16 protein-coding genes, 3 tRNA genes and 3 rRNA genes are annotated in these 24,151 nt (G+C 47.4%); 5 read left to right on the plus strand and 17 right to left on the minus strand.

What is annotated here, in order from left to right; genetic code table 11:
* Positions 1 to 35: 35 nt before the first annotated feature.
* The 7 genes from J8Z23_RS15700 to lptM all read right to left on the minus strand — a co-directional run bounded on the left by J8Z23_RS15700 (position 36) and on the right by lptM (position 7,281).
* Positions 36 to 2,522 carry an EAL domain-containing protein gene (locus J8Z23_RS15700; RefSeq protein ID WP_434634224.1) on the minus strand — a complete coding sequence of 829 codons (2,487 nt, stop codon included), beginning with the start codon at positions 2,520 to 2,522 and terminating at the stop codon, positions 36 to 38.
* Between the two features lie 138 nt (positions 2,523 to 2,660).
* Entirely contained in the window at positions 2,661 to 3,377 is a 717-nt protein-coding gene (gene yigB / locus J8Z23_RS15705) for a 5-amino-6-(5-phospho-D-ribitylamino)uracil phosphatase YigB (RefSeq protein WP_006743011.1), read from the minus strand.
* A gap of 8 nt (positions 3,378 to 3,385) precedes the next feature.
* Complete coding sequence (gene xerC, locus J8Z23_RS15710) at positions 3,386 to 4,318, minus strand: tyrosine recombinase XerC (RefSeq protein ID WP_257897048.1); 933 nt, start codon at positions 4,316 to 4,318, stop codon at positions 3,386 to 3,388.
* Positions 4,284 to 5,015: a DUF484 family protein gene (locus J8Z23_RS15715; protein WP_006743009.1), complete on the minus strand. Its 732-nt coding sequence runs from the start codon at positions 5,013 to 5,015 to the stop codon at positions 4,284 to 4,286. The genes xerC and J8Z23_RS15715 overlap by 35 nt, the downstream gene beginning before the upstream one ends.
* Positions 5,009 to 5,839, minus strand: coding sequence for a diaminopimelate epimerase (gene dapF, locus J8Z23_RS15720; protein WP_264910474.1), 831 nt, complete (start codon positions 5,837 to 5,839; stop codon positions 5,009 to 5,011). The genes J8Z23_RS15715 and dapF overlap by 7 nt, the downstream gene beginning before the upstream one ends.
* 10 nt (positions 5,840 to 5,849) lie before the next feature.
* Positions 5,850 to 7,103, minus strand: a complete 1,254-nt coding sequence (gene lysA / locus J8Z23_RS15725; RefSeq protein ID WP_006743007.1) for a diaminopimelate decarboxylase — start codon at positions 7,101 to 7,103, stop codon at positions 5,850 to 5,852.
* Positions 7,104 to 7,164: 61 nt separating this feature from the next.
* Positions 7,165 to 7,281, minus strand: coding sequence for an LPS translocon maturation chaperone LptM (lptM, locus tag J8Z23_RS15730; RefSeq protein WP_005378746.1), 117 nt, complete (start codon positions 7,279 to 7,281; stop codon positions 7,165 to 7,167).
* Between the two features lie 74 nt (positions 7,282 to 7,355).
* Here lptM and cyaY point away from each other — a divergent pair, with 74 nt between their 5' ends.
* Positions 7,356 to 7,670: an iron donor protein CyaY gene (gene cyaY, locus J8Z23_RS15735; protein WP_012841286.1), complete on the plus strand. Its 315-nt coding sequence runs from the start codon at positions 7,356 to 7,358 to the stop codon at positions 7,668 to 7,670.
* Positions 7,671 to 7,737: 67 nt separating this feature from the next.
* Here cyaY and J8Z23_RS15740 read toward each other — a convergent pair whose 3' ends face one another.
* A complete protein-coding gene (locus J8Z23_RS15740; RefSeq protein WP_006743006.1) occupies positions 7,738 to 10,266 on the minus strand; it encodes a class I adenylate cyclase in 2,529 nt (842 codons plus the stop codon).
* A gap of 346 nt (positions 10,267 to 10,612) precedes the next feature.
* Between J8Z23_RS15740 and hemC the strand changes: the two genes are divergently transcribed.
* From hemC to J8Z23_RS15760, 4 genes are read left to right on the plus strand one after another with little or no spacing between them, the layout of a single operon-like run.
* A complete protein-coding gene (hemC, locus tag J8Z23_RS15745; protein WP_005393847.1) occupies positions 10,613 to 11,551 on the plus strand; it encodes a hydroxymethylbilane synthase in 939 nt (312 codons plus the stop codon).
* Positions 11,552 to 11,553: 2 nt separating this feature from the next.
* Positions 11,554 to 12,282: a uroporphyrinogen-III synthase gene (locus J8Z23_RS15750; RefSeq protein WP_074190035.1), complete on the plus strand. Its 729-nt coding sequence runs from the start codon at positions 11,554 to 11,556 to the stop codon at positions 12,280 to 12,282.
* A gap of 17 nt (positions 12,283 to 12,299) precedes the next feature.
* Positions 12,300 to 13,511, plus strand: coding sequence for a uroporphyrinogen-III C-methyltransferase (locus tag J8Z23_RS15755; RefSeq protein ID WP_301659822.1), 1,212 nt, complete (start codon positions 12,300 to 12,302; stop codon positions 13,509 to 13,511).
* Positions 13,511 to 14,692, plus strand: coding sequence for a heme biosynthesis protein HemY (locus tag J8Z23_RS15760; protein WP_005393852.1), 1,182 nt, complete (start codon positions 13,511 to 13,513; stop codon positions 14,690 to 14,692). Before J8Z23_RS15755 ends, J8Z23_RS15760 begins: the two co-directional genes overlap by 1 nt.
* A 736-nt stretch (positions 14,693 to 15,428) precedes the next feature.
* Here the strand turns inward: J8Z23_RS15760 and J8Z23_RS15765 are convergent.
* The 9 genes from J8Z23_RS15765 to ubiD form a co-directional block, all read right to left on the minus strand.
* Positions 15,429 to 15,519: transfer RNA gene (locus J8Z23_RS15765), tRNA-Ser, on the minus strand.
* A 70-nt stretch (positions 15,520 to 15,589) separates the two neighbouring features.
* Positions 15,590 to 15,706, minus strand: a 5S ribosomal RNA gene (gene rrf, locus J8Z23_RS15770).
* Positions 15,707 to 15,798: 92 nt separating this feature from the next.
* Positions 15,799 to 18,688: ribosomal RNA gene (locus tag J8Z23_RS15775) — 23S ribosomal RNA — on the minus strand.
* A gap of 262 nt (positions 18,689 to 18,950) precedes the next feature.
* Positions 18,951 to 19,026 (minus strand) — tRNA-Ala (locus J8Z23_RS15780).
* Positions 19,027 to 19,068: 42 nt separating this feature from the next.
* Positions 19,069 to 19,145: transfer RNA gene (locus tag J8Z23_RS15785), tRNA-Ile, on the minus strand.
* 66 nt (positions 19,146 to 19,211) lie between these two features.
* Positions 19,212 to 20,764 (minus strand): 16S ribosomal RNA (locus J8Z23_RS15790).
* Together the 16S, 23S and 5S rRNA genes with 3 tRNA genes alongside form the textbook arrangement of a ribosomal RNA operon.
* 472 nt (positions 20,765 to 21,236) lie before the next feature.
* Positions 21,237 to 21,950: an NAD(P)H-flavin reductase gene (gene fre / locus J8Z23_RS15795; RefSeq protein ID WP_434634234.1), complete on the minus strand. Its 714-nt coding sequence runs from the start codon at positions 21,948 to 21,950 to the stop codon at positions 21,237 to 21,239.
* Positions 21,951 to 21,964: 14 nt separating this feature from the next.
* The gene (locus tag J8Z23_RS15800) at positions 21,965 to 22,234 is read right to left on the minus strand and encodes a 2Fe-2S iron-sulfur cluster-binding protein (RefSeq protein WP_012841284.1); all 270 of its coding nucleotides are present in this window, start codon (positions 22,232 to 22,234) and stop codon (positions 21,965 to 21,967) included.
* Positions 22,231 to 24,084 carry a 4-hydroxy-3-polyprenylbenzoate decarboxylase gene (gene ubiD / locus J8Z23_RS15805; protein ID WP_434634237.1) on the minus strand — a complete coding sequence of 618 codons (1,854 nt, stop codon included), beginning with the start codon at positions 24,082 to 24,084 and terminating at the stop codon, positions 22,231 to 22,233. The genes J8Z23_RS15800 and ubiD overlap by 4 nt, the downstream gene beginning before the upstream one ends.
* Positions 24,085 to 24,151 lie beyond the last annotated feature (67 nt).

The raw sequence follows: 24,151 nt of genomic DNA on the forward strand, positions 1-24,151 counted from the left end.
CGTTTTTTATTGGAATGGTTTCACGTGAAACACAACTAAAACAAACGCGTAGGTTCACCCAAGTAGTAGCCTTGCAGATAGTCGACGCCCATATCCTGCGCGATTTTGCACACCTCTCGATTGTGCACAAACTCTGCGACCGTTTCTGCATTAAACACCTGGCACAAACGCACCAACTGAGAAGCTATTTTGCGCTGCTTTAAATCCTTATCGATGTCTCGAATCAAGCTGCCATCCAGCTTTATCACTTCCGGCTCCAGCTTTAGGATTTCATCAATATTGGAATAGCCTGAGCCAAAATCATCAACAATGATACGCGCTCCTAAGCTTCTGAAATGACTGCATACTTCGATCATTCGACCGTAGTCTTTGATTTGCTCAGATTCCAACACTTCCAAACCAATTCGCCTAGGGTCATTGAGCTGACAAATTTCATGCTCTAAAAGCATTAAAGTTTTATCACTAAGCAAATCTTGCGGCGACAAGTTAATAGAAAAGTCACCTTGCTTATCTCGCATGTAATGTAACGTAGAATGGATCATGTGCCGACTCAATCGAGTATAAAGATGCGTATCGGAAATAATAGGCAGGAAGCGCCCTGGCGTAATCACCGTTCCATCCTCCTCCAAAATGCGAACCAAACATTCTTGGCTTGCCAATTTATGGCTATCCGCATGCACTATCGGCTGGCTATAGGTGATGATGTTCTGTTTGAGAATGGCTTTACTGACGCAACTCAACCATCCAAGTTGCTCTTTACGTACATCCTCACTGACTTCGATGTCTTTCGCATTGCAGATATGGGTATTACTGCGCACACCGGAACGCCTCGCTTCAATGCCTTTGAGCAATAGCTCATCCGCAGAAGCTGATGGAAAATCTCGACGACTCACTAAGCCACCGCACAGCGAGATAGAAAGATAATCTATTTCGCGCAGACCAATTGGCTCAAAATTAGTTTGCTCTACCGCGTCGGCAAAACGAGTAAAGTGCTGTTTGATGGTTTCGCTGCTTTGGTCAGCTTTAAATATGAACGCCCACTCACCAACCCCAATACTATAAAGCTGCAAAGCCGTTGGCATGCCAAAACGCTTTCGCAGTCGATTCGTAAAATGCATTGAGAGGTCTTTAAGTAGCTGATCCCCTACTCTATAACCGTATTTTTCATTGATATGGCTGAAGTTAAGTAGCTTTAGAGTCAGCAAGTGCTCATCCAAATCGATGCTACTCAGCCGCTCTTGCAGCGCGACTCGGTTTTGTAATCCAGTGCGACTATCTCGCCGATAGCTTTCTTGTAACTTGCGCGTTTGGCGATCGAGTTGATACCCCATATGCGCGTTCATATGGTTGAGGTCGCCAATCGCATTTCGAATCAAGCTAAACAATGGTGAAATAGAGGAGCTAACGGGCGACTTAGGCAAGTTCAATGCTTGTACTTCATCTCCCTCTCGCATCGCTAAATACGTCAGACTGTGATGAAGAATTTCTGGCTGTCCAATACCGCCATGCAGTTCCCCCATACAATAACTACCAAACGTCGTCGCGATATCTTTGAAGGCTTGGACTTCGTCGCTGCTGTCAATAAAGTCTAACCGTGACGCGCAGTTAAAAATCATCACGACTTCAGGTTGGTGCATGGCTAACTCAACCACACCATGTCGCACCTGTTCGAGCGTTAATGAGGGGTGGTTATAGCAAAATTGTACTTCGTCACCAAGACACCAAGGCCTGTCGAAACTCATACTGCCATCAGCGTGCAGCTCCGTTACCGTACAAACTTCCTTGCGCCCCAAACTTTCTCGATACAAAGGAAAGCTGAGCAACTGACTCAGCGTCACATCATGGCCATCCGCCAAGTAACGCTTGTATACGTCCAACGCTTTCTTCTCACCTAAGCAATACAAGCGCGTTCCTTTTGCATGGGTGACTTTATGTGGCATGCCAATCGGGTTCCATTCCGAATACGCATCTGTCCATAGCTTCAAGGTATCGCTGTGCAAAGCTACGGCAACCACAGCGTTATCGTAAACTCGGTTTTGATATAGCACCCAGCATCCATCATCAATACTCTGCGCCAACCCTCCAGAGATCACGACTTCTTCACTAGCGAACGTTTGAAACAAGGGATAGTCACGTCGTTCAATTTGCACAGCAAAGCTGAGGATCACTTGCGAATTATGCTGCAACAGAAGCGAGCGTTTGAGCTCTCCACCATCAATATCGGGGGAGTAAGAGTAGGTTTGTACAGCAGAAGTAAGCGTGGTTTGTTCGAACTCAGTCACACTGATCAGGCAGCCAGAGGTAAATATCTCCCCCTCCAGAATGACATTACGCGTACTATGCCCCACGACATGAGCATTCGGCAGCAACAATAAAACAGCGTCCGCAAGTGTGGTCGTAAAGTCGCGTGATTGAGTCGACAATATTTGCACCAAATATTGTTTACTTGAAGATAACTGAGAAGTGACTAAAAAGTCATTTAACTGACTGACATCATAAACCAGTTTTGAAAAAGCTCGCATGCACCTACCACTGCCGTAACACTATCTTCACCACGACGTGTGGCGTTACTCTTTTTACTTAATAGTGAATAATTTACGTGGCTTTACGCTGCTTTTCTAGACACAAAATGAGATTAGAATGGATTAATGCGAAAGCAATTAAAAAAGTGTGAGTAACGGCTGCAAACTATTGATTTCAATATCAGGTAAAGTACGTGTTTTTGAATGGTTAATGACATTTTTATTCATATCATTGAACCAACAAGCCGCAAAACCAGCCGACTTTGCACCATGCACATCCGTGGTTAGGTGATCACCGACATGCAGAATATTCTCTGCTGGAATATCCAAGAACCGTTTCGCCTTAGTAAACATATCGGTGGCGGGTTTCGCTAACCCATCTGGCCCCGCTTTGAGTACACATTGAAAATATGGCGTTAAGCCAATTTTATCTAAATCGACGTTGCCGTTTGTGATCGCCACGAGCGGAACTCGCTCTCCCAGTTGTGTCAAAACATCTAAGCTTGATTGGGGCACTTCAAACTGACTGCGCCAATCCAAAGCGAGCTGCACACCCTCTTCAGCTGCGGCTTGAGCTTGCGCTTCATCATAGCCAACTGAAAGAAAACCATGCTTTAGCTGCACTAAACGCCAAAGCGTCACATCGCTTCTGAGATCCGGTCTCTGCTGGAGCACATGTTTTTTTACCTGCATCCAATCAGCCTTATCCATGTGCGCCACGGCAGGATGTGTTTGCTGCAACCAAGCCAGCAACTCACGCTCCATACGGATAATCACCGGGTAATTGTCATACAGCGTGTCATCAAGATCGAAGGTCATGGCCTTAATAGGCTCGATACGGCGATAAAATTTCATACTTCGGCTCACTCCCCGTTCTTTTTACGTGCGCGTGGGTGGGCTTGGTCGTAGGCTTGCGCTAAATGTTGGAAATCCAAATGCGTGTAGATTTGGGTCGTCGAAATGTTCTCGTGCCCTAAAAGCTCTTGCACCGCACGTAAGTTATTGCTGGATTCGAGCATATGTGTCGCAAACGAGTGACGCAATTTATGCGGACTAATATGGCTCGCCACAGACTGTTTCTGTCCCCATTCTGCCATACGTTTTTGCACGCTACGGTGCGAAATACGCGTTCCGAGTTTAGACACAAACAAGGCGGGTTCACCTGGTGCAGCAATGTCACCCCTGACTTTCAACCACTTGGCAACCCATTCAGTTGCCATGCCAGAAAATGGTACTTTACGTTCTTTATCGCCTTTACCGATAACACGAAGCTCGCCACTGCGCAGTTGTACATCACGTACATCCACACTCACCAACTCAGCCAAACGCAAGCCTGCACCGTACATCAGCTCCATCATGGCGCGATCACGCACAGCCAACGGGTCGTCTTCGTTGACCTCAAGCAGTTGGCTCACTTCATCAACATCGAGGTTTTTCGGCAACGGGCGCTTTTTACGTGGCGCTGAAACCCCTTTGGCAGGGTTAGCTGACATCTCGCCACGCAGAATAAGGAAATCGAAAAAGCTACGCAGCGATGAGAGGCGCGTCGCTAAACTGCTGGCTTTCATGCCTTCCCGCATGCCCTTACCTGCTAATTGGCGCACCCAGCCTGCATCAACTTGAGACCAATCTTTAAGTCCCATTTCAGCCAAGTGCTGCGCCATGGTTTCTAGCTGCTGTTTGTAATTGCGTTGAGTATGTAGGCTGAGCCCCTTTTCGCTTCGTAAGAATTCATAGAAGCGCTCAAGAGGCTTTTGCAGACTATTTGGCAGAGGAGTGTTGGGAGTTGTCGTCATCGTAACTTTGCCATACCAATGTTTGAGCGAGATGTGCCACTACTAATGATAGGTGACGCAAAAACAAGGTATCCATATCTGGTTGAAAATGACCGCCATCCTCACTAGAGAACGCTAGCACGCCCAGTGTTTGCTGTTTCACGAGCGGCAGTACCACATAGGACCCCATTTCCGGCACATCCATATTGCCAAACAAAGCTTCACGATCCACTTTGCGAAGACGTCCTAGGTACGCGTCTTTGCCATTTAAGTGAGTGGTCGCAAAACGTTGATAACTTTCCTTACTCAATTGAATCGATGCGTCGCATTGACTAAACAATCGAACAAACGCACGTAAGCCCAGTGCTTTAGCTTTCTCTTCAATAGAATGAATGACTTGTTTAAAGTCACCACACTTTAGAATCTGCCCCTGCAAATCCATAAATTCGTAAAAGGTGCGATCGTTGTTCGCCGCAAGCGACATCAGTGTGGTGATCTCTTCCTCTAACTCTTCAATGCGCTGACGTTGGCGATTCATTTGTATGTGCACCAAAGACACCGCACCCAAGTCTGAGTGTGGGAAAGATAGACGATCCACAAGCTCCGGACGCTGCACAAAAAAATCGGGATGATCTTTGAGGTACTCGGCCACCACTTCAGCCGTTAAGGCATCTGCTTCTACTTGAGACAAACCGTTTCCTTTTTCTTCTACTAGCAAGACAATTGACCATCAAATACATGCGTTGTAGGTCCGGTCATAAACAACGGCTTACCCGGACCTTGCCACGCAATTCGCAGTTCACCACCTGGTAGAGAAACCTTAACGTTTTCATCCAGCAGACCCTGAAGAATCCCTACCGCTACCGCCGCGCATGCGCCACTACCACAAGCTTGTGTTTCACCTGCGCCTCGCTCGTAAACTCGAAGACGAATATGGTCACGACTCACCACCTGCATAAAGCCAGCGTTGACGCGCTCTGGGAAACGCTCGTGTGACTCAAGCAGCGGGCCTAATGTATCGACATCAGCAGTATCCACGTCATCGACCACCGTCACCACATGCGGGTTACCCATGCTTACCGCGCCACAGAACAGCGTTTTTTCACCAGCGCGCATGATGTAGGTTTTCTCTTTTTGCTTGGCTTTGAAAGGAATTTTGTTCGGCTCAAACTCTGGCACACCCATGTTGACCGTCACTTCTCCATCATCTTCGATGTTGAGAATCATCTTTCCTTTTTTGGTGCTTACGCTGATGCTGTATTTATTGGTCAACCCTTTTAAGCGAACAAAGCGCGCGAAGCAGCGCGCGCCATTCCCGCACTGCTCGACTTCACTACCATCGGCATTGAAAATCCGATAATGGAAATCAGTTTCAGGGTCGTAAGGGGCTTCTACCACGAGCAATTGGTCAAAACCAACGCCGGTATAACGATCCGCCAAACGGCGGATCAGGTCTTGCGAGAAAAACACGTTCTGGGTAATACAGTCGACGACCATGAAGTCGTTGCCCAAACCGTGCATTTTGGAAAAGTGGAAATGCATTTGTTGTGTGTTACTCCGGTAGAATCTGTTCCAGCTGCCACAAACTGGTCAGCTCCTCACGCTGGCGAACTAAGTGGCTTTGTTTACCATCCACCATTACTTCTGCCGCTCGGGTACGAGTATTGTAGTTCGAAGACATCACAAAACCATAGGCACCTGCTGAACGAACCGCGAGTAGATCACCTTCTTGCAAAACGAGTGCGCGATCTTTACCCAAGAAGTCGCCGGTTTCACAAATAGGGCCAACCAAATCGTAAGTCTGTGCTTCACCCGTGCGCGGCGAAACTGGCACGATATCTTGCCATGCTTGGTATAGTGCAGGACGCATCAAGTCGTTCATTGCCGCATCGATGATGGCAAAGTTCTTGTGCTCAGTATGTTTTAAAAACTCAACACGCGTTAGCAAGATACCTGCATTCGCAGCAATTGCTCGGCCCGGCTCAAAAATCAGCTCCAAGTCTTGGTGATTTTCAAGACGACCTAGTAACGCTTTGGCGTAATCTGAAGGCTGAGGTGGTAACTCATCACGATAGACCACACCCAAACCGCCGCCGACATCAAGGTGACGAATGTTAATGCCTTGCGCTTTTAAATCATCAATCAGAGCTAATAAACGGTCTGTCGCGTCGATAAATGGGTCGATATTGGTCAGCTGAGAACCAATGTGGCAGTCGATGCCTTGCACATTCAAGTTCGGCAGGCTTTGCGCGAATTTATAAACATCTGGCGCACGATCAAACGCAATGCCGAATTTATTGTCGCGAAGACCAGTCGAAATGTAAGGGTGTGTTTTCGCGTCGACATCTGGATTGATACGCAGAGAAATAGGCGCAATCACACCAAGCTCACCCGCAACCTTATTCAAACGTTCTAGCTCAGGCTCAGATTCAACGTTGAAACATTTGATACCTAGCTCAAGAGCACGCTTCATTTCTGCAGGTGTTTTCCCAACACCAGAGAAGACGACTTTCTTCGGATCACCGCCTGCGGCAATCACACGCTCAAGTTCACCACCTGATACGATATCAAAGCCCGAACCCAAACGCGCCAGTGCGTTCAATACGCCTAGGTTTGAGTTCGCTTTCACCGCGTAGCAAACTAGATGAGGATGTTGACCCACAGCACTATCAAACGCCTTCCAGTGGCGCTCTAGCGTGGCTCGAGAATATACGTAAAGAGGAGTGCCATATTGCTCTGCAAGAGCTTGAAGTGGGACGTCTTCGGCCCAAAGCTGGCCATCATCCTGATAGTTGAAGTAATCCAAAATTCGCTTCCCTTATTTTATTCGACTGCTGAACCCTAATTTCACCCTAAGGCGCGGTTATTTATTGTGATTGCTCATTCTGTTGAGTGTCATCTGGAATGTATAGTGAGCCAGACTGGCCACATCCCGCTAACGTCGCGGCAACCATCACAAACAACACAGTAACTAATTTTTTCATTTCGCATATCGTGATTATTGAATCAATGCCCCCTATAATCGCACCACACTCAGGAAAAGCAATAGGATAGACGGATGAACGATACTGAATTTCATCAACTGGTGGATGCGCAGATGCAAATCATCGAAGAATCCATCGATGATTCAGGCGCAGACATTGATTACGAAGTCACTGGCAACGTAATGACATTGGAATTTGAAGACCGCAGCCAAATCATCATTAACCGCCAAGAGCCGATGCATGAGATCTGGCTAGCGTCCAAATCTGGTGGTTTCCACTTCAAACTTATTGAAGATAAATGGACCTGCTCAAAAACGGGCATGGAGCTATTTGAAATGGTGAAGCAAGAGTGTGAAAAGCACGCGGGCGAAGCCATTGATTGGGCATAATGCTGGTCAATCGTCACCAAAACAAAAGAGCACCGAAGTGCTCTTTTGTTTATTGATACGGGTTTAATTACGCGTTCACCGCTTTCGTCGGACGATGCGGCGAGCAACCATCATTACGATAAGGGATGATATAAGCATTGCCCTCTTCTGGATGGATAATCTGGTAGTACTGCGGCAGGTTAAAGTTGATAAATTTCGACGCAACACGACTGTCGTCTTTTACTGATGTGTAAAAGCTGTTCACGGACGAAATCATCTCGTCTTTGGAGCCACTGAATTGGTGATACACTTCAACTTGGTTTGACTCATCCAACACATAAATATTGAAGCCATCTTCATTATCTTCAAAGAAAAACTGCACCAGACCTTCACTAGCAAAACCATCCACCGCTTCTGGCATTTGATACTCTTGCTCACGATCGAGCATTAATAGCGGCGAGCCTTTAAGTTTGTTAGTAGAAATGCTGCGATAGAAATCAATGGAGTTTTCTAACTTCTGCACCGACACACCACGACGTTCAAAGAACAGCCCGTAAGTTTGGTTACCAAGGCGCATCGCTTTAAAGCGGCGACGTTTTTCTTGCTCTACTGGCTTCAAGCGTAAGTCGATACATTCCGCTAAAAGCTGGTAGACCATATTACGCATAACACCACGCATGTTCTTCGCATAACAGAACACATCCACCGATTCTGGTGGCAACGCGTCTTGGTGCATTTTGCCCAGAATAGTTTTCAGTGCGTCCAGCATCGCCGTTTCCCCTTTGAAATGCAGCGTACGCACTTCATGCCAGGAGTTACGGTAAACCAAGTCGACACTGCCGACTAAGTTTTTATGTTCCGGACCAAAACTGAAGATATCGGTATTTTTCACATCCACTTTCAGTGAACGGCCCGAAAGCTCTGACGTAGGATCATTTTCAAAGTTGATGAACATCGCTAGCTGGCTGATCTCACATGGGCTCGCTAATGCCTGCATCGTCGGACGGCGCTTACGCAGCGCAAAGGTATTTCGTAAGTCGCTCACCATTTGGTAGAACTTATCGATATCCAGTTGCGCTTCACGCACTACCGCGTGCAAACGAGTCGACTCGGTGATTAAACCATTAAAGAATGCCCAAGAGACTAACTTGCTCAAGTATTCATGATGTTCTAAGTATGGCTGCCCCAAAATGCGGTGCGCGATCAGAGGTTGTTTATAGAGATACCAACCAGACTTGTTCACACCACCATCTTTCACTTCGATGAAGCTTAAATCCGGTTCATGCAAATCAGGGGAAATCTGCGGGTTGAGCAACGTCACTTTGCCCGGCAATACTTCAAAAGCAGCGTAAAGCTTACGAGCCAAAATACTGATGTCTTGCGGGCTGATAGCGGAGGTAATGTCATTGCGACGCGCAAATTGAATCAAATTACGGTAGCTCTGCATCAACGCATCCAGCAACGCATGATGCACCACTTTTACCTGTTCAACTTTCCAGTTGCGGCGATCATCGAGCTCAGCAACAACGCTGGCATCCCAATCCCATTTTGCAATCATGTCGCTCAGCGCTTCACGGCGCCAAGCCACTGAACCGACATCTGGTTCACGCGACAACTTTTCATGGGTTTTGAGATAGAAGCAACGGCGCACCAAATCCAAACGAGTGTCGTCTTGGATTCGCTCTAAATAGCGGGTTACTTTTTCCAGCATTAAGTAGTACGCATCCATACCGTAGAGATCTGGCTCATGGGCAAAGAAACGACGTTTGGTGTCGATGCTTAGCAGTTGCGTATGCGGGTATTCCCACGAATAAGCTTCAAGCAGAATGGCTTTTAATACCGATTTGTAGGGAGAATCGATACTTTTGTATAGCTGCCACAAGTTCGAGCCGAAGTACTCTTCAGCAGGAATGCGGTTCAATTTACCAAAGTCGATCCATTCACTACAGTCGATGTAACCATCACTGCACAATTGAGAAACATACTCGTCGTAACACTCTTCCATTTCTGGCGGCACTATTTGCCATAATAAACGCTGTCCAGCAATACGCACCGCGCTGCGATAGAATTCATCAAGCAAAAGTAAGTGCTGAGATGAGCCACAGTTATCACCCGTCATCTCTTCAGAATGGTTGCTTCTAAAGCGTTCTTCATCCATTAAGAAGAAGTTCGCCTCCACCCCTTGGCTTTGTGCCCAGTCGGTGATCAGCAAGCATTTATTGGTCAGCAATTCTCGCTCGTCACAATCCATATCTGGCGAAATACACACCCAAATATCTAAATCACTAGAAGTACTTTGACCAATTGATGAGGTACTGCCCATGGTGTATAAGCCCAAGATAGCCGGCTTCTCTGCCGTCTTAAGTGGCTGACCAATCGCAAGTTGAATGTCATCAATGAATTGCTGCTGAATGCTATTTAGCGCCAGCCCATGCACACCAAACGGGACATCGGCATCGTAATAGCCAGGAATCACAGGGTGGTTGTAGTTCAACAAGGCAGGAATCAAGTGGAAGACTTGCTGGCTTTGCGAATCCATAAGCGCCAGCGCGCGATCAACTCGCTGCTGATTCAAATTATCTAGTCGCTGAATGATTTTTTGGGTGTAAGCCTGCAAGGGGAATTCCTTGGTTGAACAATCACGAAAATCTGCTGACGTTTTAAACCAAAACGGCCTAAAAACGTGATCAATTTAACACTTTTATTGGTGCGGGTAAAGTTTCACGCCCACGCACCACTCAGGATGCAAAACCATACTTTAGTCACAAAATTAATCGCGCGGTAGTGTCGCTCTTATTACCTATTACTAATAATAGTCCTTAGTCTAATTGAGAATCCAGTCACACTATTTTCATAACGTCATGTAATTCCATTCATAGCTCTCAGAGATAACGAACTAACAGTAAGCATTTCTTGATGAGAATGGTAGGATAAACCCAAATCCAAACAGCATTGAGAAGATCATGACACAATCCACACCTATTCGCATTGCAACTCGAAAAAGCCCTCTTGCTTTATGGCAAGCTTACTTTGTCAAAGACGCCCTTCAAGCCGCTCACCCTGGTTTGGAAGTCGAGTTAGTAACCATGGTGACCAAAGGTGACGTGATTTTAGATACACCGCTAGCAAAAGTTGGCGGCAAAGGCTTATTCGTAAAAGAGCTTGAAGTCGCAATGCTAGAAGGCCGTGCAGACCTTGCCGTTCACTCAATGAAGGACGTGCCCGTCGATTTCCCGGAAGGTCTTGGTCTCGTGACCATTTGTGAACGTGAAGACCCTCGTGATGCTTTCGTCTCCAATACCTATAGCAACATTGATGAACTCCCTCAAGGTGCAGTGGTTGGTACTTGCAGTTTGCGCCGTCAATGCCAACTGAAAGAATATCGTCCAGATATCATCATTAAAGAGCTTCGCGGTAATGTGGGCACTCGCCTTGGTAAACTAGATGCGGGTGAATACGATGCGATCATTCTTGCTGCGGCTGGCCTTAAACGATTGAAACTTGAAGAACGCATTCGTAGCTTTATCGAGCCAGAGCAATCATTACCTGCGGTAGGCCAAGGTGCTGTCGGTATTGAGTGCCGCCTTGACGATGAAAGGCTGCTTAAGCTACTTGAGCCGCTTAACCACCAAGACACCGTAGACCGCGTTTTGTGTGAGCGCGCAATGAACCTGACGCTAGAAGGCGGCTGTCAGGTACCTATCGGCAGCTATGCCCTGCTAGATGGCGATAACATTTGGCTACGCGCATTAGTTGGCGAACCAGATGGCAGCGAAATTGTTCGTGGTGAAATCCGTGGCCATCGTAAAGACGGCGAAACGTTAGGAGTGCAGTTAGCCAATGAACTACTGGATAACGGCGCTCGTGAAATCCTAACTAAGCTGTACGCAGATCACGAATAATCATGGCAGTGTTGGTCACTCGGCCGGGAGAGCAAGGCAGCGCGCTTTGCTCTCTGCTCGAAAGGCACGGCATTTCCGCATATCACCATCCTCTGATCGACATTGTCGCCGATCTCACGGACACGCACCTCTCTAAACACCTGCATCAAGCTCAAATTGTTATCGCTGTTAGTCGACATGCCGTGCAATGTGCACAGCAAATCTTAGCCAGCAACGAGACATCATGGCCGAAACAAGCCATTTACCTTGCCGTTGGTCAAAAAACAGCACACTATTTAAGCAAATGTACCCAACAGAAAGTACACTATCCCCAAGTCAGTGATAGTGAACATTTATTGCGACTGCCAGAGCTCAATAATGTGGCCCAACAACAGGTTCTTATCCTTCGTGGGAACGGTGGAAGAGAGCTGATCAAAGATGCATTGGTGAGACGTGGCGCAAAAGTTCACTATAGTGAGACTTACAAGAGAGAATTCATCCCATTCGATCCAGTAAGCTGTGTCTCACTATGGAAAACCCTACAAATTGACCAGATCATCGTCACCAGTGGTGAGCAACTGGATTATTTGTGCAGCCAATTGACGTCAGAGCAATTGACTTGGCTTAATCAACAAGAGTTGTATATCCCCAGTCAGCGTATCGCTGACATCGCACTTCAAAGGGGGTTCACTCGGGTGAGATGCACGGGAAGCGCATCCAACCAGGAATTACTGGCGGCTCTCCAGCCCTAGCTACACAGGATATAGGCATGACAAGTAAAAATAACGACCAAAAAAATAACGATAAAAACCTTTCCGAAGAAACCTCATCGGCACCGCTAGCCGAAAAAAGCACATCGCAGCAGGATGCGGCCCCTAAAAAAGAACAGCCAAAGGTGGCCGAGCCCCCAAAAACAGCCGAGCCAACCAAAGTCGAATTTGAAGAAAAACAAGGTAAGCGCGGAGTTAAACTAGGCACAGTCGCTATCATCTTATCGATTATTTTTGGCGGTGGCCTCGCATACAAGCTGCATCAGCAGCAAGCCGATTACCAAGCGCAGATCGCCCAACTAAAAAGTCAGCTAGAAAGCACTCAAGCTTCCATGAAGCAAGAGCTCAGCCGGGTACAAGAAGAAACCATCGAGAAAGCAACGACCGTGACACACAAAGCGGAAGTGGTACTTGGACAGCAACAGAAGAGCATTGAAAGCTTACAGCTTGCCGTTGCCGATGTGAAAGGTCGCCGACCAAACGACTGGCTACTTGCTGAAGCCGATTACCTCGTCAAATTAGCAGGTCGTAAACTGTTCTTAGAGCATGACGTAGAAAGCGCAACTCAACTAATGGAAAGTGCTGATCAACGCATTGCAGCACTGAATGACCCTAGCCTCGTCAAACTACGCAAAGCAATGGCGAACGATATCACCAAACTTCGTACTATCCCGCTGATTGACCGTGATGGATTGGTACTACGCTTAACTGCTCTGCAACAGCAAGTAGACAAGCTACCTCTCGCCAATGCACTACTCCCAGAAGCAGAAGCCGTAGAGAACACGGAAGTGTCAGAAGATATTGCAAACTGGCAAGATAACTTAATGACATCTCTGAAAGACTTTTCAGAAAACTTCATTACCTTCCGCACGCGCGATGGTAACGTCATTCCACTGCTTTCTCCTGAGCAACACTTTTACCTAAAAGAAAACATCAAAGCCAAATTGGAGACCGCAATAAAAGCGGTGTACCAAGAGCAAGGTAAAATTTACACCACGTCTCTAAAAACGGCCGACAAATGGGCATTAGCTTTCTTCAACCAAGACGATAATTCCGTTAAAGAGTTCAACAAAACTGTTAACCAGTTAAGCCAGCAAAACATTCAAGTGGAATACCCAACGAAACTGCAAAGTCAGTCTCAACTATCAGATGTCATCCGTGAGCGCCTACGTCGCGAAGTCACAACGATGACAGGTATGGAGGATAAGTAATGTTTCGTCTTATTTTCCTATTTGTTGTACTAGGTGCAGGACTATTTGTTGGCACTCAATTTTCTGGTCAGCAAGGCTATGTACTCATCTCCATCGCTGAGAAAACGATCGAGATGAGCGTAACGACATTGGTCGTATTCGTTATCGCAGCACTCGCAGGTCTTTTTCTACTTGAGTACCTAATTAAAAAGCTAGTTTACGCAAGTTCTACAACATGGAACTACTTCAGTGTGCGCAAAATGCGCCATTCCCGTCGATACACCAATGAAGGCATTATTAAACTCCTTGAAGGAGACTGGAAAGGTGCCGAGAAAAAAGTGACTCGTTGGGCGAATCATCACGATATGCCGCTACTTTGTTACTTAGTCGCATCTGAAGCTGCACAAGGTCAAGGTGATAAAGCAAAACGTGATCACTACCTGGAGCTAGCAAGCCAGCAAGAGAATGCTCATCTTGCAGTAGAGCTGACTCGAGCGAAACAATTTATCCGCGACAACGAGTTCGAGGCTGCTTTCGATACTTTGCAATCGTTAAAAGGTCAGTATGCGAGTAATTCGATTGTATTGAACTTGCTGAAAACAACGTACATGCAGCTAAAATTGTGGCAACCTCTTATTGACCTCTTGCCACAACTCACCAAAGCAAAACTCATCACGGAAGAAGAACACGCAGAGCTGATTCAAAAGGCGCAATGCGGCTTACTCCATGAAGTAGCACAGCAGCAAGGTAGCGAAGGGCTTATCTCTCATTGGAATGGCCTTGCACGCAAAGTAAAACAAGACACACACCTAGTCGCCTGTTTTGCTCGTGAGTTGATAGCCCGGAAAGCAGATGCTGAAGCCTTTACTGTGCTAAAAGAAGCATTGAAAAAACAACCGGCTCCTGAGCTTTATCAACTACTGCCAGATCTAAACCTGCCAGATATCCACCCTGTCGTGGTTTTCTTAGAGGGGGTAGTGAAGAAAGAGCCAGATAACGCCGCAGCGCATAGCGCATTAGCGCACTTCTATTTCCGTCAAGAGAAGTGGCAAGAAGCCCAAGACCACTTTGAGATCGCCTTAAAGCTTCGCTCTGACGTCTCTGATTATGCATTCCTAGCAGATACACTAGAGAAGCAGAATCTAACTAAAGCCGCTCACGAAGTCTCTCGTAAAGCTCTCACGCTCGTCCAGAACGACTAAGTAGCGGTCATCTAACCAAGCCGGCAGTTTACTGTCGGCTTTTTTATTGCCTGTCACTCATCAACACTACACAAACCTGCAATATCCACTAGAGCTAATGCCCTGTAATCGCCTAAACTTCTTTGGGAAGCCCCAGCAAAGCTTCTTTAGTTCGTTCCCAGAAGCACTCCATTAAGCTCACTAAAAGCCTCTAAAAGATAGCTTACTCACTTTCTTCAAGGCGAACAACCAAATATAAGTTTCTAGGAAGGAGCTCTACTAACAAAATACAGGTAACTTGAAATAGTGCAGGAAGCAAAATAGGTACATAAGCTCCGATACTCTCCATTCTCTTCAATGAAGGACTGTCCTATACAATGCTTAGAGCGTATTTATTGTACCAACTTGGGCAAGATAGCGAATAGCCATTAGGTAACACTAAGAGCGCTAACGCACGTAACATCGAGTAAAGAGTAAAGACAAGTCTCTTGTTAACAGAAACACTTCACCCTTAGAGGTAGGAATGCCAATACTCAGACTTGATGGTTCTCGTTAGAAGATAAAGTTATAGACTTCTGTCGCTGCACAACCCGTGGATAGCGAGAACGCGCTTAAAGCAAGGCTTCTCAAGTGACATAGTGCAGGGATACCTAGTCCGGGGATACGATCAACTAAGGGATGGATCCCAGTCCCTAACGAATTTCCAAGCGTCAGAAACGAAGAAAGCCTCGCTATTTCTAGCGAGGCTTCTGAATAGTGGCGGAGAGATAGGGATTTGAACCCTAGATACGCTATTAACGTATGCCGGTTTTCAAGACCGGTGCTTTCAACCACTCAGCCATCTCTCCACAAATTGTCATCAACAGATTAGTACACTGATGATGTTGTTACTTGTCTATGCAAATAACGATATTTAAAGCCTGGCGATGTCCTACTCTCACATGGGGAAGCCCCACACTACCATCGGCGCTATTTCGTTTCACTTCTGAGTTCGGCATGGAAGTCAGGTGGGTCCAAAACGCTATGGTCGCCAAGCAAATTCTTTAATCTGGAAAGCTGTTTTTGTGTTCTCTACACAATCAAGTTTTGTTCTTTCTTTGAGTCCATCAAAACCCCTTGGGTGTTGTATGGTTAAGCCTCACGGGCAATTAGTACAGGTTAGCTCAACGCCTCACAACGCTTACACACCCTGCCTATCAACGTCGTAGTCTACGACAACCCTTTAGGATACTTAAAGTATCAGGGAGAACTCATCTCAAGGCTCGCTTCCCGCTTAGATGCTTTCAGCGGTTATCGATCCCGAACTTAGCTACCGGGCAATGCGTCTGGCGACACAACCCGAACACCAGAGGTTCGTCCACTCCGGTCCTCTCGTACTAGGAGCAGCCCCTTTCAATTCTCCAACGCCCACGGCAGATAGGGACCGAACTGTCTCACGACGTTCTAAACCCAGCTCGCGTACCACTTTAAATGGCGAACAGCCATACCCTTGGGACCGACTTCAGCCCCAGGATGTGATGAGCCGACATCGAGGTGCCAAACACCGCCGTCGATATGAACTCTTGGGCGGTATCAGCCTGTTATCCCCGGAGTACCTTTTATCCGTTGAGCGATGGCCCTTCCATTCAGAACCACCGGATCACTATGACCTGCTTTCGCACCTGCTCGAATTGTCATTCTCGCAGTCAAGCGGGCTTATGCCATTGCACTAACCTCACGATGTCCAACCGTGATTAGCCCACCTTCGTGCTCCTCCGTTACGCTTTGGGAGGAGACCGCCCCAGTCAAACTACCCACCAGGCACTGTCCGCAACCCCGATAAGGGGTCGACGTTAGAACATCAACACTACAAGGGTGGTATTTCAAGGACGGCTCCACGCAATCTAGCGACTGCGCTTCAAAGCCTCCCACCTATCCTACACATGTAGGGTCAATGTTCAGTGCCAAGCTGTAGTAAAGGTTCACGGGGTCTTTCCGTCTAGCCGCGGGTACACTGCATCTTCACAGCGATTTCAATTTCACTGAGTCTCGGGTGGAGACAGCGTGGCCATCATTACGCCATTCGTGCAGGTCGGAACTTACCCGACAAGGAATTTCGCTACCTTAGGACCGTTATAGTTACGGCCGCCGTTTACCGGGGCTTCGATCAAGAGCTTCGACCGAAGTCTAACCCCATCAATTAACCTTCCGGCACCGGGCAGGCGTCACACCGTATACGTCATCTTGCGATTTTGCACAGTGCTGTGTTTTTAATAAACAGTTGCAGCCACCTGGTATCTGCGACTCTCAATAGCTCCATCCGCGAGGGACTTCACCGTCGAGAGCGTACCTTCTCCCGAAGTTACGGTACCATTTTGCCTAGTTCCTTCACCCGAGTTCTCTCAAGCGCCTTGGTATTCTCTACCCGACCACCTGTGTCGGTTTGGGGTACGATTCCTTACAATCTGAAGCTTAGAGGCTTTTCCTGGAAGCATGGCATCAATGACTTCACATCCGTAGATGCTCGACGTCGTGTCTCAGCCTTAGAAAGAGCCGGATTTACCTAACTCTTAAGCCTACGCACTTGAACCTGGACAACCGTCGCCAGGCCCACCTAGCCTTCTCCGTCCCCCCATCGCAATTGTAAGAAGTACGGGAATATTAACCCGTTTCCCATCGACTACGCCTTTCGGCCTCGCCTTAGGGGTCGACTTACCCTGCCCCGATTAACGTTGGACAGGAACCCTTGGTCTTCCGGCGAGGAGGTTTTTCACCCCCTTTATCGTTACTCATGTCAGCATTCGCACTTCTGATACGTCCAGCATGCGTTACCACACACCTTCAACCGCTTACAGAACGCTCCCCTACCCAATGTGCAAAAGCACATTGCCGCAGCTTCGGTTTACTACTTAGCCCCGTTACATCTTCCGCGCAGGCCGACTCGACCAGTGAGCTATTACGCTTTCTTTAAATGATGGCTGCTTCTAAGCCAACATCCTGGCTGTCTGAGCCTTCCCACATCGTTTCCCACTTAGTAGTAATTTGGGACCTTAGCTGGCGGTCTGGGTTGTTTCCCTCTCCACGACGGACGTTAGCACCCGCCGTGTGTCTCCCGGATAGTACTTACTGGTATTCGGAGTTTGCAAAGGGTTGGTAAGTCGGGATGACCCCCTAGCCTTAACAGTGCTCTACCCCCAGTAGTATTCGTCCGAGGCGCTACCTAAATAGCTTTCGGGGAGAACCAGCTATCTCCAGGTTTGATTGGCCTTTCACCCCTAGCCACAAGTCATCCGCTAATTTTTCAACATTAGTCGGTTCGGTCCTCCAGTTGATGTTACTCAACCTTCAACCTGCCCATGGCTAGATCACCTGGTTTCGGGTCTATATCCAGAGACTGAACGCCCAGTTAAGACTCGGTTTCCCTACGGCTCCCCTAGATGGTTAACCTTGCCACTGAATATAAGTCGCTGACCCATTATACAAAAGGTACGCAGTCACAGGACAAGCCTGCTCCTACTGCTTGTACGTACACGGTTTCAGGTTCTATTTCACTCCCCTCACAGGGGTTCTTTTCGCCTTTCCCTCACGGTACTGGTTCACTATCGGTCAGTCAGTAGTATTTAGCCTTGGAGGATGGTCCCCCCATATTCAGACAGGATATCACGTGTCCCGCCCTACTCGATTTCACTGAATATGCGTCGTCAGTTACGGGGCTATCACCCTGTATCGCCAAGCTTTCCAGCTTGTTCACCTAACGCCTATAAAGCTTAAGGGCTAGTCCAATTTCGCTCGCCGCTACTTTCGGAATCTCGGTTGATTTCTTTTCCTCGGGGTACTTAGATGTTTCAGTTCCCCCGGTTCGCCTCGTTATGCTATGTATTCACATAACGATACTTACTTATGTAAGTGGGTTTCCCCATTCGGAAATCCCAGACTCAAGTGGTTTTTACTACCTAATCTGGGCTTATCGCAAGTTAATACGTCCTTCATCGCCTCTGACTGCCAAGGCATCCACCGTGTACGCTTAGTCACTTAACCATACAACCCGAAGGAGTTTCGAATTGATGTTAAACAACCAAAGTTGTCTCTCATTATTTGAATGAGCGAGAGACATTCGATTTTGCCGGACTCAAATTCCAAGAACACTTGAATGTGTTTTTAGTTGTATTCCATAAGGAATACTTTGAGAACTTTACAAACAACAATAAATTGTTGTTTTGTCAGCTTTCCAAATTGTTAAAGAGCGAGATTTTCTGATGAAAACCATTTTTAAAGATTCTTTTTCAAGAACACTTAAAGATGGTGGAGCTATGCGGGATCGAACCGCAGACCTCCTGCGTGCAAGGCAGGCGCTCTCCCAGCTGAGCTATAGCCCCATCAAGGTGTCGATACTGTCGCCAATTTCTTGGAAAAGAAATTGGTGGGTCTGAGTGGACTCGAACCACCGACCTCTCGCTTATCAGGCGAACGCTCTAACCACCTGAGCTACAGACCCAGTATCGTCTCTTTACTTTATAAACCGTATCAATCTGTGTGAACACTCATCGCAATAATCATCGTATAAGGAGGTGATCCAGCGCCAGGTTCCCCTAGCGCTACCTTGTTACGACTTCACCCCAGTCATGAACCACAAAGTGGTAAGCGTCCCCCCGAAGGTTAAACTACCTACTTCTTTTGCAGCCCACTCCCATGGTGTGACGGGCGGTGTGTACAAGGCCCGGGAACGTATTCACCGTGGCATTCTGATCCACGATTACTAGCGATTCCGACTTCATGGAGTCGAGTTGCAGACTCCAATCCGGACTACGACGCACTTTTTGGGATTCGCTCACTTTCGCAAGTTGGCCGCCCTCTGTATGCGCCATTGTAGCACGTGTGTAGCCCTACTCGTAAGGGCCATGATGACTTGACGTCGTCCCCACCTTCCTCCGGTTTATCACCGGCAGTCTCCCTGGAGTTCCCGACATTACTCGCTGGCAAACAAGGATAAGGGTTGCGCTCGTTGCGGGACTTAACCCAACATTTCACAACACGAGCTGACGACAGCCATGCAGCACCTGTCTCAGAGTTCCCGAAGGCACCAATCCATCTCTGGAAAGTTCTCTGGATGTCAAGAGTAGGTAAGGTTCTTCGCGTTGCATCGAATTAAACCACATGCTCCACCGCTTGTGCGGGCCCCCGTCAATTCATTTGAGTTTTAATCTTGCGACCGTACTCCCCAGGCGGTCTACTTAACGCGTTAGCTCCGAAAGCCACGGCTCAAGGCCACAACCTCCAAGTAGACATCGTTTACGGCGTGGACTACCAGGGTATCTAATCCTGTTTGCTCCCCACGCTTTCGCATCTGAGTGTCAGTATCTGTCCAGGGGGCCGCCTTCGCCACCGGTATTCCTTCAGATCTCTACGCATTTCACCGCTACACCTGAAATTCTACCCCCCTCTACAGTACTCTAGTCTGCCAGTTTCAAATGCTATTCCGAGGTTGAGCCCCGGGCTTTCACATCTGACTTAACAAACCACCTGCATGCGCTTTACGCCCAGTAATTCCGATTAACGCTCGCACCCTCCGTATTACCGCGGCTGCTGGCACGGAGTTAGCCGGTGCTTCTTCTGTCGCTAACGTCAAATAATGCAGCTATTAACTACACCACCTTCCTCACGACTGAAAGTGCTTTACAACCCGAAGGCCTTCTTCACACACGCGGCATGGCTGCATCAGGCTTGCGCCCATTGTGCAATATTCCCCACTGCTGCCTCCCGTAGGAGTCTGGACCGTGTCTCAGTTCCAGTGTGGCTGATCATCCTCTCAGACCAGCTAGGGATCGTCGCCTTGGTGAGCCCTTACCTCACCAACTAGCTAATCCCACCTAGGCATATCCTGACGCGAGAGGCCCGAAGGTCCCCCTCTTTGGCCCGTAGGCATCATGCGGTATTAGCCATCGTTTCCAATGGTTATCCCCCACATCAGGGCAATTTCCTAGGCATTACTCACCCGTCCGCCGCTCGACGCCGTTATCGTTCCCCGAAGGTTCAGATAACTCGTTTCCGCTCGACTTGCATGTGTTAGGCCTGCCGCCAGCGTTCAATCTGAGCCATGATCAAACTCTTCAATTTAAGATTTTGTTCGGCTCAATGAATACTGAACATTACATAAAGTAATGTTTGAATTGACTGTGCTGAATCTTTCGATTCAATGGTCACTTCGTTTCATTGAAACCTAATTTGATACCGAGGTATCCAATTGCATTATCATCAACGAGTGCCCACACAGATTGATAGGTCTATATTGTTAAAGAGCTTGCTTTGCGAGAAGCTTTTCTCTCAAAGCGGAGGTGCATTCTAGCGATTTAATTGACAGTGTCAAACACTTTTTCAATTTTATTTTCGTAGAAGCTTTTTACCTCTCCGACCCTGCTGAAGCCTTATCGCGTCTGCCGTGTCGGTGGATGCGCATTATAGGGAACTCAGATCCGTTCGCAACCCTTTTTTGGAAAAAAATGGAAAAAACTGACTGTTCGATGACTATTTCATCAAAAAAGCAAAAAAGAGGGTAAAAAACCCTCTTTTTTTGCCTCATAAGCCGTATTTAAATGAATGCGTACGCGTCTGCGAACATACGTTCGCTCTTCGCTTTCTTGTTCTGAGTGAACTGTTCACGTGCTGCACCAGCCATTTCGAAGCGACCTGCAATATAGATATCGTAGTTTTCTAAGCTTTCGAAATCTTCACTCACCGCTTGTAGCACGTTACCAACCTTACCTTGCCAATCAGCAGGTGCTTCTTCTACTACTGGAACAAAGTGAACGTTAGTAAACTTATCAGCGATCTCGACCAGTTCTTCTTTTGCATAAAGTTGGCAGTTATCGCGCGCGCCCCAATATAGATAGATAGGGTTGGTTTTGTTCTGCGCTACGCAGTGATCCAGAATCGAGCGCACGTAACTAAAACCTGTACCACCAGCAATTAATAATAGTGGACGTTCACTTTCTTCTTGAACCCAAGCATCACCATGCGGGGCATCAATTTCAATCTGACCATCAGTTTCAAGCACCGCTTGCATTGCTTCGACAACTTCTTGAGCGTAAGCGTTGTGTTCCGCCGCACCGATATGCAGTTCAAGTTCACCTTCATGACGGCAAGGGCTGCTCGCGATAGAGAAAGGACGTTTGTCTTTTTCACCCATCACTACCATTAGGTACTGACCCGCTTTAAAAGGCACTGGTGATTCTGGGTGAAGAAGGATTTGGTAAGTATTACAAGCTAACGGCTGAATAGACTTTACTTTACATTGGATGGTCATGGTGTTCCTCTCGCTTACTCATCAAAAGTAAGCACTAAATTACTTTCTGTATAGGCTTGGCAAGGGAATATCCAACCTTGCTGTTGCTCTTTTTCGGTTAGCATCGGTTCGAGGTGGTAATTCACCTCGCCCGTTAGCTTTTTACACATGCACATGGCGCAAGCGCCAACTTGGCAACGGTGTGGGAAGCGAATATTGTTGTTGAGCGCAGCTTCCAACACCGTCTCCCCTTCTTTTACTGGAAACGTAACGTCCATTGGTAGAAGGTGGACTTGATGACTCATAGAATACCTAACTGGTCCCAAATCTCATCGACTTTAGCCACAAGTTTAGGATCTTTTTTGATAGGCGTACCCCACTCGCGCGTGACTTCAGATTCGAACTTGTTGGTCGCATCCAATCCTAATTTGGATGAACTCTCAGTATTACCACGCACTTGAGTTGTGTCTCTATCTGGGTCCATTCGAGTTGTCACAGCCCAAATGATGTCATTCCAATCTCGTGCATTAACGTCATCGTCGCACAAAATGATGAATTTGTTATCCGTGTACTGAGCAAAGAAGCCCCATAGATATTCCATCAATTCTTGGGATTGACCAGCTTGGTCTTTCTTCATTGTTACGACAGCAAACTGGTTGTTTGCTTTCGCTGGTAGATAGATATCGACAATGTCAGGACGTTGCTGTTTTAACGCCTCCAGATCCGCTTCGGGAATCGCTTTATTGTCACGTTCGTTGACCTTGATGCGTGTCGCCAGTTCAGCATCCCATTTAATGGTCGCATCTAAACCCATCTTGGAGCCAAGCCCGACCACAGGTGAAGCAAAGTCGAGCGAGTCGATTGGCGTGTTATCTATCATCAAGGTATCACGTACTGGGTCCATATGCTCTGACATGGCTTTCACGACATCATTCCAATCTCGTGCATTTACCGATTCATCGCACACAATAACAAACTTGGTGTACATGAATTGACGTAAGAAAGACCACACGCCCATCATTACGCGCTTGGCATGTCCTGGGTACTGCTTCTTCATGGTGACGACTGCCATTCGGTACGAACAACCTTCTGGCGGTAGATAGAAGTCTTCAATCTCTGGGAATTGTTTCTGCAGAATCGGCACAAACACTTCGTTTAATGCCACACCCAATACAGCTGGTTCATCTGGCGGACGGCCTGTGTAGGTGCTGTGATAAATAGGGTCTTTACGCATAGTAATGTGCGTAATGGTAAACACGTGGTGCTTTTCTTTTTCGTTGTAGTAGCCAGTGTGATCGCCATAAGGACCTTCATCAGCAAACTCGTTCGGGTCGATATAGCCTTCCATCACGATTTCAGCGCTCGCTGGCACTTCCAAATCATTACTAACTGACTTCACGACTTCAGTTTTGCTGCCACGTAGTAAACCTGCAAATGCGTATTCCGATAACGTATCTGGCACTGGCGTTACTGCGCCAAGAATGGTTGCGGGGTCTGCACCAAACGCAACCGAAACTGGGAAAGGTTTACCTGGATTGGTTTCCATCCAATCACGTAGGTCAAGCGCACCACCACGATGAGCTAACCAACGCATGATGATTTTGTTCTTGGCGATTTTCTGTTGGCGGTAAATACCTAGGTTCTGACGTTTCTTGTTTGGACCTTTGGTCACGGTTAAGCCCCACGTAAGCAGTGGTGCAACGTCTTCCGCCCAGCAACTCATTACCGGGATTTTGTCCAAGTCGACTTCATCACCTTGCCACACAATCTCTTGGCACGATGCTTTTCTTAAGCGCTTGGCTGGCATGTTCAATACTTGTTTGAACACTGGCAATTTTTCCAATGCGTCTTTGAAGCCTTTTGGTGGCTCAGGTTCTTTCAAATAAGCCAGCAGCTTACCGACTTCTCTTAATTCTTTAACATCTTCACGTCCCATACCAATCGCGACACGCTCTGGTGTACCAAATAGGTTGGTCAAAACAGGTACGTCGTAGCCAATTGGGTTCTCAAACAACAGCGCAGGTCCACCAGCACGCAAGGTGCGGTCACTGATTTCTGTCATTTCGTAAGCGGGGTCGACGGGGTGAGCAATGCGTTTAAGTCGACCTTTCTGTTCTAGGTGGTCGATAAATTCGCGTAAATCCTTAAAACTCATAGGCCTTCATGACTGGCTGATTAAACTGTCCGCAGTATAACAAATAGGAGGACGCTAAGATCCTCCT

The sequence above is a fragment of the Vibrio sp. SCSIO 43086 genome (assembly GCF_051132235.1).
Lineage (GTDB): Bacteria > Pseudomonadota > Gammaproteobacteria > Enterobacterales > Vibrionaceae > Vibrio > Vibrio diabolicus.